A 12,962-nucleotide genomic window follows, 5' to 3' on the forward strand; every position below is an offset into this window, starting at 1 on the left:
TTCAGCCGAAGACCGATTCGATGGCACGCTCGAACGGCTCGGAGAAGCCGAGCCGCGCGGCGATGCTGGACAGCACATCTTCGGGCAGCAGATCAATGTCGCCGGAGAGGATGCCCAGCTCCATCTCGTCCAATCCGAGATCGGCGAAGATCGACAGATCCCCGGCGGGCAGCACGGTCTCCTCGTCCTGGAGGATCTCGTCGAGCTCCTCCTCGTCGGGCACGGGCACGTCGAGATAGTCGAGAACCTGCTCTGCCAGCGGAAAGTCCCAAGAGGCCGCGATGTCGGACAGAAAGACGTCCACCCGCTCACCCAGCACCCGCAGCGCCACGAAGAACTCATCCCCGACGGCCACCAGACCGATCGTGCCGCTCTCGCTCGGCTGCTGCCGCAGAGCGTGGATCAGCCCCTTCAGATCGGACGTGAGCGTGCTGGGCATCAGCTCAGCCTCCCAGCAGTCGTCCTCGCGATAAACCACGATGGCGAAGTCAAGAGCGTCTTCGTCTGTCATCGCCATCTCCACCCGACCTCTGAGGCGACAGATATCACCAACACCTAATCGTTCCAGAACAGGCAACCGGCTGTGTGCCTCTCCGACCAAATTGTGATCAAAACCCATGTCGTGAGGTGCCGGTATGGTGGGCCATGTGCGCTGTGTCACCAAAAATGGCGCGGTCCACACCCCCCGTTCCTCACGAGATAGCGTGGGCCTCATGGAAACCCTCGTCGTCGATCATCCGCTCGTGGCCCACAAGCTCACCACGCTGCGCGATGTCCGCACCGACTCGCCGACCTTCCGCAGGCTCGCCGACGAGCTGGTGACACTGCTGGCGTACGAGGCCACCCGCGACGTGCGTGTCATCGACGTCACCGTCGACACCCCCGTCGCCCAGGCGCACGGCGTGCGGCTGGCCAAGCCGCAGCCGCTGGTCGTGCCCATCCTGCGCGCGGGCCTCGGCATGCTCGACGGCATGACCAGGCTGCTGCCCACCGCCGAGGTCGGCTTCCTTGGCATGATCCGCAACGAGTCGACGCTCCAGGCGGAGACGTACGCGACGCGGCTGCCCGACGACCTCTCCGGGCGGCAGTGCTTCGTGGTCGACCCGATGCTGGCCACCGGCGGCACGCTGGCGGCGGCCGTGCAGTTCCTGTTCGGCCGGGGCGCCGTCGACGTCACCGCCATCTGCCTGCTGGCCGCCCCCGAGGGCCTGGCCCACATGGACAAGGTGTTCGCCAACTCCGGCAAGCCGATCCGGGTGGTGACCGCCGCGCTGGACGAGCGGCTCAACGAGCACGGCTACATCGTCCCCGGTCTCGGCGACGCCGGCGACCGCCTCTACGGCGTCGTCTGAAGCCTGGCACCCGCCTCTGCACCGTCGCCGGAGCCTGGCACCCGCTTCTACGCGTCGCGGGAAAGCCCGGCGCCCCCCTCTTCGGCATTGCCGGAAAGCCGCTTTTCCGTCACGCAGAGTCGCCACTTCGTTACATACTGTGGTTGAGTGGGTACGAAGAGGTGGGAAGGCAACTTCCGCATTCGGGTGGGGGAGCACGAATGAGCGACATGCCCTGGGCCGAGGTGTTCTCGTGAACGAGCACACAGAGGCCGATCCGACTCCGTACGCGGAGGTGGAGGAGGTGCTGCGCGACGAGTTCGTCGGCATCCACTCGGCGACCACCGTAACGCGCTGCGTCGAAGCGGCGCACTACGGCGCGCTGGAGGTCACCGGGTATGCCCATCCCAGCCTCGTCGAACGTATCGCACGCAAGCATCTGCACGTCCTGGCTCTGGTGGCCAGCGAGCGTGGCTAAGCAAGATCATAACTAACCCGCGAAGTTACCTTTACCCCGGCACCCGGGTGGGTAATGTAGATGGCGGGTGGAGTGTGTTAGTGGCTCGGAGGCGACAGTGCAGGTCAAAAAAGTCCTCACATACGGTGGTATCGCATTTGTGGCGTACTACCTGTTCGCGCGACCAGCGGATGCCGCTGACGCGGTCAAGGGGGCGTTCGACACGGTGTTCAACGCGGCCGACTCGCTGGCCCAATTCGTGAACAGCCTCGCATGAGACTTGTGACCCACGGGGACTCTGCTCCGTCGTCGGTCAACCGCTACCTCCTCCCCCACGAACAACAGGTCATCATGGTGCGCAGGCACCCTGCCATCCTGCTGCGTCCGGTCGCCGAGGTCTTCGGCGGCCTGATCGTGGCGGGCTTGCTGAGCCGATTCTTCAGCGGCAGCGAGTCGGCCGGCACGGCGCTCGTCGTCGTCTGGTGGTTGTGGCTCCTGCTTCTGATCCGCTTTGTCTGGAAAGTCGCGGAGTGGTCGGTCGATTACTTTGTGGTGACTTCCAAGCGCATGTTGCTGACCACTGGGCTGATCACGCGCAAGGTCGCGATGATGCCGCTCGGGAAGGTCACCGACATGAGCTTCCAAAGATCTCTGCTTGGGCGCATGCTCGGTTACGGTGAGTTCATCCTTGAGTCCGCCGGCCAGGACCAGGCACTCTCGACGGTGGAGTACATTCCGTATCCCGAGACCTTGTACCTAGAGGTCTGCCAGATGCTTTTCCCCAGCAAGGACGAGAGCGACGATTAATCTCTGCGTGGGGATTTCTTCACGCGGGGATACCCGATTCGGCCACTTCATGCAATCATTGCGTGTTGTTGACCCTTCCCCGCCCTGAGAGATGAGATGCCGAGTCAGGGAACCATCGGTGACCGCGTCCGAGGATTGCGGCTGAACAGGCGGATGTCGCAGGCCCAACTGGCCGGACCCGACCTGTCTGACAGTTATGTCTCGCTCATCGAGTCGGGTAAGCGCACACCGACTCCTGTGGTGGCTCGGCTGCTGGCCGAGCGGCTGGGCTGCACGACCGAGTTCCTCCTTCACGGGATCGAGCCTCGTCAGCGCATCGACACCGAGCTCGGGCTGCGTCATGCCGAGCTCGAGTTGCAGCACGGCGACCCGTCCGTCGCGGCCGACCGCTTCACGGAGATCGTGAAGGCGGCCGACGAGGAAAACGCCATGCTGACCGCGCACGCCCGGTTCGGCAGGGCACGCGCGCTGGAGGCCCAGGGGCGTCTGGGTCAGGCGGTGGAGGCGTTCGAGCGCCTGCGCAGGGAGGCAGCGGCTCATCCCGAGCGACTGGCCGACCTTCCGCTCACCATCGCGCTGAGCCGCTGCTACCAGCGGGCCGGCGACCGGCTGCGCGCCCGTGACCTGGCCGCCTCCGCGCTGGAGCAGGCCGAACGACTGCGCATCACGCAGGGCGAGATCGCCATCGACCTGGCCGCCGCGCTGGTCGAGGCCCGCAGCGAGCGGGCGGGCGACTCCCCCGAGCTCGACTACGTCAAGCGCGTGCTGGACCTCACTGGCGTGCCACAAGTTGTGGACCGTTCCGGAGAGATCCAGGCCTTGTGGCACGCGAGCGCCGCCGCCGCGGCGGGCGAGGACTCGGCGCTGGCCGTGCGCCTGGCCGACGACGCGATCATGGCCGGCCGCCAAGCCCGCCTGACGTTGCAGTTGGCGAGGACCGCCATGCACTGGTCCAGGCTGACGTCGGCGCCGATCGACGAGGCCGAGCGGCTCATCGCCGCCACCTCCGCGGCGTTTGCCACGTTCCCGGCCACCACGCGCGAGCACGGCGAGAGCCTCATCGTGCACGCGCGGGTCAAGCTGCGGGCGGGCGACCCGGTGCGCGCGAGCGAGCTGGCCGTCGCGGTCCTGGGGCTGTCGCACGACCGCTCGGGCACGACGCCGGCCGAGGCCAGCATCGTGCTGGCCACCGCCGCCCTGCACCAGGGCGACGACGCCACCGCGCACCTGCGCAAGGCGCACGAGTTGCTCGACACGCTGGACCGGCCGGTGTTCGGCTCCGACCGGCAGTCCGCTCGTTGCTGGCGCGAGCTGGGCGACCTGTACGGCAGGGCCGGGTCCCGACCACAACAGGCCGCCGCATATCGTAAAGCCCTCGAAGCTGCCGGAGTTCGCTCCGCAATGGTAGGGGTGACGGTCGACGCAACAGTTTCCCGCTGATCCTCCGGGAGCTCCAGATTTGGCTTTTCAAGTCTGGAATAATTAGGGTCATCCAGTCATTGACTCATAGGATGATTGGTTTCCCCGGAGGAGGCGGACTGTGAGTCTGCGTACGGCGCAGCGGGCTTCGCTCGTCGACCAGGTGATCGATCAGCTCAAGGAGCAGATCACCTCAGGGTCGTGGTCGATGAACGGCAAGATTCCCACCGAGACCGTGCTGGCCGAGCAACTCGGGGTGGGTCGCAACACCGTTCGGGAGGCCGTGCGCGCGCTCACTCACGCGGGGCTGCTGGAGTGCCGTCAGGGGGACGGCACTTACGTCCGCGCGACCAGTGAGCTGTCCGGCGCCATGCTCCGGCGGCTGCGCCAGGCCGAGCAACTCGAAATCCTCGAGGTACGCCGTGCGCTCGAGGTCGAGTCGGCCCGCCTGGCGGCCACCAGGCGCAACGACGAGGACATCACGCGCATCGAGGCGGCGCTGGCCGAGCGCGAGCGGGCCTGGGACCTGGACGACCCCGACTTCTTCGTCGAGGCCGACCTGGCCTTCCACATGGCCGTCGCGCACGCCACCCACAACCTCGTGCTGATCGACCTCTACGAGGACTTCTCGGCGGCCCTGCGGGCCAGCATCACCGCCGCCGGCACGTCGCTCAACAAGAGCTACATCCCGCACGACGCGATCGCCCGGGCCATCGCGGCCGGTGACGCGTCGGCGGCCGAGCGAGCCGGGCACGCCTGCATGGAGCACATCCTCATCGCACTCACCGAGTCCTGACCGAACCCCGGAGCGGCACGGTCATGGGCGGCGAGCGATCGCGGGCGATGAGCGAGCCGGCAGGGCGGCCCATCAGAGCTGTGGAACGCCGGCGTCGGGTAGCCGCCCACCCATCGCCCTGCGCCTGCTCCAGCCCTCGCACCGCCTTCCTGGTGAGAGGCCGGCCGGGCCCGTAAGGGTGCGCAGGACCTCGGCGGCGTGGACGGAGGATGAGATGCGCAGGAGCCGGCGTAAGCAGGACGACCCCGATCTCGGCGTTTTGGCCGGCAGAACCCTCTTCAGTCTGCAGCGGGAGCTGTTCGCGACGCTGTCCGAGCAGGGCCACGGCGAGACGCGGCCACGGCACGGTGCGGTGCTGGCCTATCTGGACGAGGAGGGCAGCAGGGCCACCGATCTGGCCGCGCAGTCCGGCCAGCACAAGCAGGTGATCGGCACGCTCGTGGACGAGCTGGTCGAGCTCGGCTACGTCGAGCGCAGGCCGGATCCGGCCGACCGGCGGGCCAAGCTGATCGTGCCCACCGAGAAGGGGCGCGACCACATGGCCAGGTCGGACGCCATCCTGGCCGCCATGGAGGCCGCGCACGCGCAGGCCGTGGGCGAGCAGGCGTACGCGGAGTTCAAAAGGGTCTTCAAGCTGGTCGTCGAGCGACAGTCGGCCTCAGCCCCCACGCAGTGACCAGCCCCAGCCCGCACAGTGACCAGCCCCAGCCCGCACAGTGACCAGCCCCAGCCCCGCACAGTGACCAGCCTCAGCGCTGGCTCAGCAACATGACCAGCCTCAGCGCTCGCGCAGTGATATGAGCGGCCTCAGCTCTGACGCAGCGACATGACCAGGTAGCGGAAGACGGGCTGGGCGTCGCCCGGCACGTCCTGGATGAGGGCGGGCCTGGTCGGCGACTCCATGTGGATGGCGGCCAGCTCGCTCTCGATGCCGGTCAGCCCGTCGAGCAGGAACTGCGACTGGAAGGCGATCTGGATGTCCTCACCGCGCAGCTCGCAGTCGACCATCTCGGCGCCGCGCCCGATGTCGCCGCCGCCGGCCTGGATCAGCACCTGCCCCTGGCTGAACGACAGCCGGATCGCGGTGTTGCGCTCAGCCACCAGGGCCACGCGCTTGATCGCGTTGACGAACGGCGTCACCGCCACGTCGGCCCTGATCGACCAGTCGGAGGTCAGCCGCGCGCGATAGTCGATGAACTGCTCGTCGAGCAGCCGCACGGTCGTCCTGCGCCCGATGCTCTCGAAGCCCGCCACCCCGTCGCCCATCGCGATCGACACTTCGCCACCGCGCAGCGACTTGGCCACCTCGACCAGCACCCGGGCCGGCACCATGGCCGACACGGCGACGTCGGAGCCGGCGGGCCGCCAGGTGAAGTCGCGGGCGGCGATGCGGTAGCGGTCGGTCGCCGCCATCGCGACGGACTCGCCCTCGATGTCGACCCTGATGCCGGTGAGCATGGGCAGCGTGTCGTCGCGGCTGGCCGCGGGCGCCACCTGGCCGACGGCGGAGGCGAACACGCCGCCGCCGATCGCCCCGATGCCCGGCGGCATCGCCGGCATGCTCGGGAAGTCCTCGACCGGCATCGTGATCAGGCCGAACTCGGCGCTCCCGCAGGTCAGCACCGCCTCCTGGCCCTCGATCACGATCTCGACGTCGTCGGCGGGCAGGCTCCGGCTGATCTCGGCCAGGAGCTTGCCGGGGATCAGCACGCTGCCCGCCTCGGCCACGTCGGCCTCGACCGTGGCGCGCGCGGAGACGTCGTAGTCGAAGGCGGACAGAGTCAGGTCATCGCCCGCTTCGAGCAGCAGCCCGGAGAGCACGGGCACCACAGGGCGGCTGGGCAGCGCTCGGGCGGCCCACGCCACCGCATCAGCCAGTACATCGCGGTTAACCCGGATTTTCACCTGTTACCACCCCTTCGTCGCGCCGTGCCCCTATGAAAATAGCCGGTGCTACCGACAACTCGGTGCCGTCCCGAGAGATGACCCTCGCTGCCGAGGCATGGCCCCGAGCTGCCGAAGAACGGCCACAGGCGACGAAGAGGCGGTTTCCGACGGTTGGTGCAGGCGAACACGCGGCGATTTCCGGCTACTACCGCAGGCGAACACGCGGCAATCTCCAGCTACTACGGCAGGCGAACCCGCGGCGGTCAGCGGCTGTTGAGGTAGGCGAGCACCGCGAGCACCCGGCGGTTGTCGTCGTCAGAAGGGGCGAGGCCGAGCTTGCCGAAGATGTTGGCCGTGTGCTTGGCCACGGCGCTCTCGCTGAGAAAGAGCCGCTGGGAGATCGCGGCGTTGGAGCGTCCCTCCGCCATGGCCTCCAGCACCTCCCGCTCCCTGGGCGTCAGCGCGGCCAGCGGCTCGTGCCGGGCATTGCTGGCCAGCAGCTTGGCGATGACCTCCGGGTCCATGGCGGTGCCGCCCTCGGCGACCCGGCGTACGGCGTCGACGAACTGCTCGGCGTTGAAGACGCGGTCTTTGAGCAGGTAACCGATCCCGCCCGACCCGTCGGCCAGGAGCTCACGCGCGTAGAGCTGCTCGACGTGCTGGGACAGCACGAGGATCGGCAGCCCCGGCACCTGCTTCCTGGCCGTGAGCGCGGCCTGCAGGCCCTCGTCGGTGAACGTGGGCGGCAGCCGCACGTCCACGACAGAGACGTCGGGCCGCAGCTCGACCAGCCCCTTCAGCAGCTCGGGACCGGACTCCACGGCGGCCACGACCGTGAAACCGTGCGCCTGGAGGAGGTGGACCAGCCCGTCTCTGAGCAGGTAGAGGTCTTCGGCGATGAGAACGCGCTTGTTCATGGGTACCAGGGTTTGGCGGGCGTCGCGTGCGCCATCCAGCTTTCTCGGTCGTGGGTCGCGGGAATGAGCATGGCCATGACATGCATGCCGACACCGAGCGTGATCATGCCCAGGATGACCGGCCATTGCCAGATTTCGGGAAGATGCAGAGCGAGGAACCACGTCTTCTCCTCAATGGAAAAGATCTTGAAGATGGCGGCCACGAAGCCCTGCGGAAACGTCGGGCACCAGGCCGTGGCCCAGAGGGCGATCACCGCGGCCATCTTCCAGCGCGGCATGGTGCCGCCCAGGCCGCCCCAGCGATCGGGCAGCGCCCGGGGCAGCTCCATCGACACGGTGGTGGGACCGCCGGGCGGGCTGTGCACGGCGAGCAGCCCGTCGAAGGCGGCCAGCCGGCGGTCGATGCCGGCCAGGCCGCTGCCCTTGTCCGGGTCGGCGCCGCCCAGACCGTCGTCGTGAACCGTGACGCGCAGATGGGGGCCGTTGGCGCTGATGTCCACATGAGCGCGGCGGGCGTCACCGTGCCGCGCGGCGTTGGCGAGCAGCTCGCTGACGGCGAAGTAGATGGCCGCCTCCACCGGCGGCTCCGGGCGATGCGGCAGGTCGACGTCCACGTCGACCTTGATCGCGCTGTCCATGGCCAGCGCCCGCACCGCGTCGGCGAGCCCCCGCTCGGCCAGCACCGGAGGGTGGATGCCCCGGATGACCTGGCGCAGCTCGGTGAGCGTGTCGGAGGAGGCGTCCCTGGCCTTGGCCAGCAGGGCCTTGGCCGCCGACGGATTCTGGTCGACGAGCTGCTCGACCGCGCCGAGTGTCATGCCGATGGCCACCAGCCTGGCCTGCGTGCCGTCGTGCAGGTCGCGTTCGATCCGGCGCATCTCGGCCGCCTGGGAGTCGGCGGCCAGGTTGCGGGTGCGCCGCAGGTGGGTCACCTGGCCGGCCAGGCGGCTGGCGGTCGTCGCGCCGAGCAGCATGTCGCCGCAGAGCGCGTACAGGCGCAGGCCCCGTGCGGGGAGCAGGATGAACAGCGGCAGCAGCCCCACCTTCAGCACCGGGTCGAGCAGCAACCAGAGCCCGTCGCGCCAGGTCGCCGGATCGGTGACCAGCCACTTCCAGCGGTTGTTCCAGGCCGGGACCCGCGGTGTCTTGTAGAGCGTCCGTTCCGAGCGGTACATGCCGTCCGACTGCGGCCGCGGAGGCGGGGGCTTGGGCAGGTAGGGGGCCTCGATGTTGACGTCGGTCCAGGCGCGCAGCAGCCGCCTGTGCAGCTCGGCCAGGGCTCTGACCAGCCGCACCTGCGGCGGGAAGAGGAAGACCATGCCCATCGCGAACGACAAGAGCAGCATGAGGACGGCGACGGGGATCGCGGGCACCTCGATCACGAGGAGCGCGAGCAGTGCCATCACCTGACCGAGCCTTCGCAGCATGCTTCCAGTCTGCTGCAGCGCACCTGGTGCGGCCAATGCACCTAGGTACACCCTTGCTCGGCATCTAACGACATTCACTGATCCATCGGCATTCCCTAGCGTCTGAGACATGAAAATCATCGAGGTCAGGAACCTGCGGAAGCAGTATCCGAACCACCTCGCGGTCGACGACGTGTCGTTCGAGGTGGCGGAGGGCGAGATCTTCGGCATCCTCGGCCCGAACGGAGCCGGCAAGACCACCACCGTGGAGTGCGTCGCCGGCCTGCGTGCCCCGGACGGCGGCACCGTGCGGGTGGCCGACCTGGACCCGCGGCGGGACCGGCGGGAGCTGAGCCTGGTGCTCGGCATGCAACTGCAGAGCGCGGAGCTGCCGGAGAAGATGAAGGTCTGGGAGGCCATGGACCTCTACGCCTCCTTCTACCCCGACCCCGCGAACTGGTCCGAGCTGCTCGACCGGGTCGGGCTCGCCGGCAAGCGGGACAGCAGGTTCAAGGAGTTGTCCGGCGGGCAGCGCCAGCGGCTGTCCGTGGCGCTGGCGCTGGTCGGCCGGCCGCGCGTGGCGGTGCTCGACGAGCTGACCACCGGGCTCGACCCGCAGGCCCGCAGGGACACCTGGGAGCTGGTGGAGCAGGTACGCGACTCGGGCGTGACGATCGTGCTCGTCACGCACTTCATGGAGGAGGCCGAGCGGCTCTGCGACAGGCTCGCCCTCATCGACGCGGGCAAGGTGGTCGCCACCGACACCCCTTCCGGTCTGATCGCGCAGGTCGGGAAGGAGCAGCGGGTGCGGTTCAGGCCGTCGGCGCCGGTCGAGGACGCGCTGCTGCTGGCGCTGCCGGAGGTACGCGAGATCTCCCGGAGCGGCGGCCAGGTCGTGGTGACCGGCTCGGGCAACCTGGCGCCGGCCGTCACCCTCGCGCTGGCCCAGCAGCAGATCGTCCCCGGGGACCTGCGGATCGAACAGGCCACCCTCGACGACGCGTTCCTCGCGCTCACCGGAAGGAAGTTGTCATGAAGATGCTCGTCATGGAGACCAAGCTGACCCTGCGCGACTGGCCGGCCCTGCTGTTCACCCTCGGGCTGCCGGTCCTCCTGCTGATCGTGCTGGGCTCCGCCATCCCGGTCATGACGGTGGCCGGGCCGGGCGGAGAGCGGCCCGTGGACACGCAGATGCCCAGCGTGATGGTGCTCCTCGCGCTGCTGATGATGGCGTTCAGCGTGGTGCCCACGGTGCTCACCGGATACCGCGAGCGGGGCGTGTTGCGGCGGATGTCCACCACGCCGGTGCACCCGGCGCGGCTGCTGGGCACCCAACTGCTCATCAACCTGGCCGTGGGGGCCATCTCCACGGTGCTCCTCATCGTGGCGGGCTCGGTGATGTTCGGCTCGTCGGCGCCGCGGCAGTGGGCCGGATTCATCCTGGTCTTCCTGCTCGGCACCGCGGCGCTGATGTCCATGGGGCTGGTGATCGCCGCCGTGGCGCCCAACGGCAGAGTCGCTCCCGGCATCGGGTCGGCGGTGATGTTCCCGCTCATGTTCCTGGGCGGGATGTGGCTGCCGCGTGACCTGATGCCGGACGCGCTCCGCACGGTCAGCGACTATTCGGTGGCCGGACCGTTCACGCAGATGCTCAGGGACACCTGGGCGGGACAGGCCCCGCAACTCCTGCATCTGGTGGTGGTGGCCGCCGCTCTGGTGATCTTCGGCGGACTGGCCGTGCGCTTGTTCAGGTGGGAGTGAGGCTAGCGTCCGGCCCAGACCGGGCGCGCGCCCGTGACGTTGGTCATCAGGGAGTAGAGCGAGGAGGAGGCCGTGATGAACAGGCGGTTGCGCTTGAGCCCGCCGAAGACCAGGTTGGCCACGGCCTCCGGCAGATTCAGCCGACCGATCAGGGTGCCGTCGGGGTCGTGGCAGAGCACCGCCCGGCCCGCCGCGGCCCAGACGCGGCCGGTGTTGTCGAGCCGCACACCGTCGAAGTTGTCCTGGTCGGTGCCCTCGGCGAAGACCTTGCCGCCGGTCAGGGTGCCGTCCGCGCGCACGTCGAACACCCGCAGATGCCGCGCCCTCGTGTCGGCCACGTAGAGGCGGCTCTCGTCGAGCGAGAAGGCCAGGCCGTTGGGCCGGACGAAGTCGCCGGCCACGATGCGCACCTCGCCCGTCACCGGATCGGCGCGGTAGACGTGGCAGCCGTCGATCTCCTGCTCGGCGGCGACGCCCTCATAGTCGCTGCTGATGCCGTAGGGCGGGTCGGTGAACCAGACGGAGCCGTCGGAGCGGACGATCACGTCGTTGGGGCTGTTGAGCCGCTTGCCCTCCCAGCGGTCGGCGATCACCGTGATCGAGCCGTCGTGCTCCGTCCTGGTGACGCGGCGGTTGCCCTGCTCGCAGGTGACCAGCCGGCCCTCGCGGTCGAGGGTGTTGCCGTTGGCGTAGCCGGAGGGCAGGCGGAACGGGCCCACCGCGCCGGTCATCTCGTCCCAGCGCAACATCCGCTCGTTGGGGATGTCACTCCAGACCAGGAACCGGCCGGCCGGGAAGTAAACGGGGCCCTCGGCCCAGCGGGTGCCGGTGTGCAGCCGCTCGGTCCGGTCGTCGCCGCCGATCGCGGCGAACCGCTCGTCGAGCACCTCGAACTCAGTGGGGATCGTGTCCGTCATGGCGTCCACCATAATCAGGCGGACCACAAGAGGACGCGGACGGTCGTCGTCCTGGAGACGTTCTTCGAGCGGACCCTCAAGTAATCTCAAGGTATGACCAAGGTGGCCTGGAACTCCAAGGAGCTCACCGTCGGCGAGCTCGCGGAACGCAGTGGCGTCGCCGTGTCCGCCCTGCACTTCTACGAGGGCAAGGGCCTGATCACGAGCCGCCGTACGGCCGGGAACCAGCGCCGTTACTCGCGTGACAGCCTGCGCCGGGTGGCGTTCATCCGGCTGGCCCAGCGCCTCGGCATCCCGCTGAAGACCATCAAGGACGCGATGGCGGAGCTGCCGGACGAGCGCACGCCCACCCGCGAGGACTGGGCCCGGTTGTCGGCCGCGTGGCGAGGCGAGCTGGATGACCGCATCGAGCAGCTCCAGCGGCTGCGTGACGACCTCACCGACTGCATAGGGTGCGGCTGCCTGTCGCTGGACCGGTGCCCGGTGGCCAACCCGCACGACCGGCTGGGGGACGAAGGGCCGGGCGCCCGTCGCATCGACACCCGGCTCTGCCCGCCGGAGAAGAGCTACTGCGCCGCACCCTCGGCCCTGACGGCGTCCGGCTCCTGACGGGCCTTCGGCTGGCCGGCGAGAAGCGTGCGGCCTACGCCTTCGCGGGGGGCTACGCCTTCGCGGGGGGCTTCGGCGGCGGGACGATCAGGGTCGGCCGGCGCGCGTGGTGCAGCACGTGGTTGGAGACGCTGCCGAGCAGCACCGACCTGACCCCGGCCAGCCCCCGCGACCCCGTGACGATCAGCGACGCGTCGATCTCGTCCGCCACGTCCACGATCGTCTTCCAGATCGACTCGTTGTCGGCGACCGCCCGATAGGTCACGTCGGCGAGCCCCGCCGCGAGGGCCAGCTCGGCGCCCTCCTTGGCGAGCTGGTCCGCCTGGGCGTGCGCCGCGTCCTCGGTGTCGGCGTCGAGCGCGCCCGCGGCCAGCGGGTACTTCTTGAGCTGCACGAGCAGCGGCTCCCACACGGTCACGACAAGGGTGGGCTCGGCGGCGAGATGCTTGGCGGCGAACTCGATGGCGCTGCGCGAGTCGGCCGAACCGTCATAGGCGACGAGGATGGTCATGGCGTTCTTTCCCTTCGCTCACTCATCTGTTGCAGCAACGAAGTGATCGAACGCCATCCCGGGAAGAACTGTCTGCTCCGTCACATAATGTCCGCAACGGTGTGGGGCTCGGAGGTGAGCGCGGTCGCTGGGCACGAACAACTG

At 68.8% G+C, this 12,962-nt stretch carries 15 protein-coding genes; 9 read left to right on the top strand and 6 right to left on the bottom strand.

The genetic code is table 11. The annotated features are described in order from the left end of the window. Nucleotide 1: 1 nt before the first annotated feature. Nucleotides 2-517 carry a tRNA adenosine deaminase-associated protein gene (locus ACWD0F_RS24225; RefSeq protein WP_449879187.1) on the bottom strand — a complete coding sequence of 172 codons (516 nt, stop codon included), beginning with the start codon at nucleotides 515-517 and terminating at the stop codon, nucleotides 2-4. 196 nt (nucleotides 518-713) lie between these two features. Here ACWD0F_RS24225 and upp point away from each other — a divergent pair, with 196 nt between their 5' ends. The 6 genes from upp to ACWD0F_RS24255 all read left to right on the top strand — a co-directional run bounded on the left by upp (nucleotide 714) and on the right by ACWD0F_RS24255 (nucleotide 5,486). Continuing rightward, nucleotides 714-1,352: a uracil phosphoribosyltransferase gene (gene upp, locus ACWD0F_RS24230; RefSeq protein WP_449878985.1), complete on the top strand. Its 639-nt coding sequence runs from the start codon at nucleotides 714-716 to the stop codon at nucleotides 1,350-1,352. Nucleotides 1,353-1,584: 232 nt separating this feature from the next. Next, nucleotides 1,585-1,809: a hypothetical protein gene (locus ACWD0F_RS24235; RefSeq protein WP_449878987.1), complete on the top strand. Its 225-nt coding sequence runs from the start codon at nucleotides 1,585-1,587 to the stop codon at nucleotides 1,807-1,809. A 252-nt stretch (nucleotides 1,810-2,061) separates the two neighbouring features. After that, nucleotides 2,062-2,595, top strand: a complete 534-nt coding sequence (locus ACWD0F_RS24240; RefSeq protein ID WP_449878989.1) for a PH domain-containing protein — start codon at nucleotides 2,062-2,064, stop codon at nucleotides 2,593-2,595. 96 nt (nucleotides 2,596-2,691) lie between these two features. Continuing rightward, complete coding sequence (locus ACWD0F_RS24245) at nucleotides 2,692-4,035, top strand: helix-turn-helix domain-containing protein (protein WP_449878991.1); 1,344 nt, start codon at nucleotides 2,692-2,694, stop codon at nucleotides 4,033-4,035. Nucleotides 4,036-4,135: 100 nt separating this feature from the next. After that, nucleotides 4,136-4,810, top strand: a complete 675-nt coding sequence (locus ACWD0F_RS24250; RefSeq protein WP_449878993.1) for a FadR/GntR family transcriptional regulator — start codon at nucleotides 4,136-4,138, stop codon at nucleotides 4,808-4,810. 214 nt (nucleotides 4,811-5,024) lie between these two features. After that, on the top strand, nucleotides 5,025-5,486 hold the full coding sequence (locus ACWD0F_RS24255) for a MarR family winged helix-turn-helix transcriptional regulator (protein ID WP_449878995.1): 462 nt from the start codon (nucleotides 5,025-5,027) through the stop codon (nucleotides 5,484-5,486). Nucleotides 5,487-5,617: 131 nt separating this feature from the next. Here the strand turns inward: ACWD0F_RS24255 and dnaN are convergent, their stop codons facing one another. The 3 genes from dnaN to ACWD0F_RS24270 form a co-directional block, all read right to left on the bottom strand. Further along, nucleotides 5,618-6,715, bottom strand: coding sequence for a DNA polymerase III subunit beta (gene dnaN / locus ACWD0F_RS24260; protein WP_449878996.1), 1,098 nt, complete (start codon nucleotides 6,713-6,715; stop codon nucleotides 5,618-5,620). Nucleotides 6,716-6,960: 245 nt separating this feature from the next. Continuing rightward, nucleotides 6,961-7,614: a response regulator transcription factor gene (locus ACWD0F_RS24265; protein ID WP_449878998.1), complete on the bottom strand. Its 654-nt coding sequence runs from the start codon at nucleotides 7,612-7,614 to the stop codon at nucleotides 6,961-6,963. After that, nucleotides 7,611-9,041 (bottom strand): sensor histidine kinase, encoded by a 1,431-nt coding sequence (locus tag ACWD0F_RS24270; protein ID WP_449879000.1) that lies wholly within the window; start codon nucleotides 9,039-9,041, stop codon nucleotides 7,611-7,613. Before ACWD0F_RS24270 ends, ACWD0F_RS24265 begins: the two co-directional genes overlap by 4 nt. A gap of 109 nt (nucleotides 9,042-9,150) precedes the next feature. On the opposite strand from ACWD0F_RS24270, the gene ACWD0F_RS24275 reads away from it, so the two are divergent. After that, a complete protein-coding gene (locus ACWD0F_RS24275; protein ID WP_449879001.1) occupies nucleotides 9,151-10,056 on the top strand; it encodes an ABC transporter ATP-binding protein in 906 nt (301 codons plus the stop codon). After that, on the top strand, nucleotides 10,053-10,781 hold the full coding sequence (locus ACWD0F_RS24280) for an ABC transporter permease (protein WP_449879003.1): 729 nt from the start codon (nucleotides 10,053-10,055) through the stop codon (nucleotides 10,779-10,781). Before ACWD0F_RS24275 ends, ACWD0F_RS24280 begins: the two co-directional genes overlap by 4 nt. A gap of 2 nt (nucleotides 10,782-10,783) precedes the next feature. Here the strand turns inward: ACWD0F_RS24280 and ACWD0F_RS24285 are convergent, their stop codons facing one another. Beyond that, the gene (locus ACWD0F_RS24285; RefSeq protein WP_449879005.1) at nucleotides 10,784-11,698 is read right to left on the bottom strand and encodes an SMP-30/gluconolactonase/LRE family protein; all 915 of its coding nucleotides are present in this window, start codon (nucleotides 11,696-11,698) and stop codon (nucleotides 10,784-10,786) included. A 93-nt stretch (nucleotides 11,699-11,791) separates the two neighbouring features. On the opposite strand from ACWD0F_RS24285, the gene soxR reads away from it, so the two are divergent. Then, nucleotides 11,792-12,307, top strand: a complete 516-nt coding sequence (gene soxR, locus ACWD0F_RS24290; RefSeq protein WP_449879007.1) for a redox-sensitive transcriptional activator SoxR — start codon at nucleotides 11,792-11,794, stop codon at nucleotides 12,305-12,307. A gap of 52 nt (nucleotides 12,308-12,359) precedes the next feature. Here the strand turns inward: soxR and ACWD0F_RS24295 are convergent, their stop codons facing one another. Then, a complete protein-coding gene (locus tag ACWD0F_RS24295) occupies nucleotides 12,360-12,818 on the bottom strand; it encodes a universal stress protein (protein ID WP_449879009.1) in 459 nt (152 codons plus the stop codon). Nucleotides 12,819-12,962 lie beyond the last annotated feature (144 nt).

This window comes from Nonomuraea sp. NPDC002799 (assembly GCF_053592075.1).

Bases quoted from the DNA above. Each gene is read 5' to 3' on its own strand.
- ACWD0F_RS24275 (WP_449879001.1), top strand. From the start codon at position 9,151: ATGAAAATCATCGAGGTCAGGAACCTGCGGAAGCAGTATCCGAACCAC.
- ACWD0F_RS24240 (WP_449878989.1), top strand. From the start codon at position 2,062: ATGAGACTTGTGACCCACGGGGACTCTGCTCCGTCGTCGGTCAACCGC.
- ACWD0F_RS24285 (WP_449879005.1), bottom strand. From the start codon at position 11,698: ATGACGGACACGATCCCCACTGAGTTCGAGGTGCTCGACGAGCGGTTC.
- ACWD0F_RS24280 (WP_449879003.1), top strand. From the start codon at position 10,053: ATGAAGATGCTCGTCATGGAGACCAAGCTGACCCTGCGCGACTGGCCG.
- ACWD0F_RS24265 (WP_449878998.1), bottom strand. From the start codon at position 7,614: ATGAACAAGCGCGTTCTCATCGCCGAAGACCTCTACCTGCTCAGAGAC.
- ACWD0F_RS24225 (WP_449879187.1), bottom strand. From the start codon at position 517: ATGGCGATGACAGACGAAGACGCTCTTGACTTCGCCATCGTGGTTTAT.
- upp (WP_449878985.1), top strand. From the start codon at position 714: ATGGAAACCCTCGTCGTCGATCATCCGCTCGTGGCCCACAAGCTCACC.
- ACWD0F_RS24295 (WP_449879009.1), bottom strand. From the start codon at position 12,818: ATGACCATCCTCGTCGCCTATGACGGTTCGGCCGACTCGCGCAGCGCC.
- soxR (WP_449879007.1), top strand. From the start codon at position 11,792: ATGACCAAGGTGGCCTGGAACTCCAAGGAGCTCACCGTCGGCGAGCTC.
- ACWD0F_RS24255 (WP_449878995.1), top strand. From the start codon at position 5,025: ATGCGCAGGAGCCGGCGTAAGCAGGACGACCCCGATCTCGGCGTTTTG.
- ACWD0F_RS24270 (WP_449879000.1), bottom strand. From the start codon at position 9,041: ATGCTGCGAAGGCTCGGTCAGGTGATGGCACTGCTCGCGCTCCTCGTG.
- ACWD0F_RS24245 (WP_449878991.1), top strand. From the start codon at position 2,692: ATGCCGAGTCAGGGAACCATCGGTGACCGCGTCCGAGGATTGCGGCTG.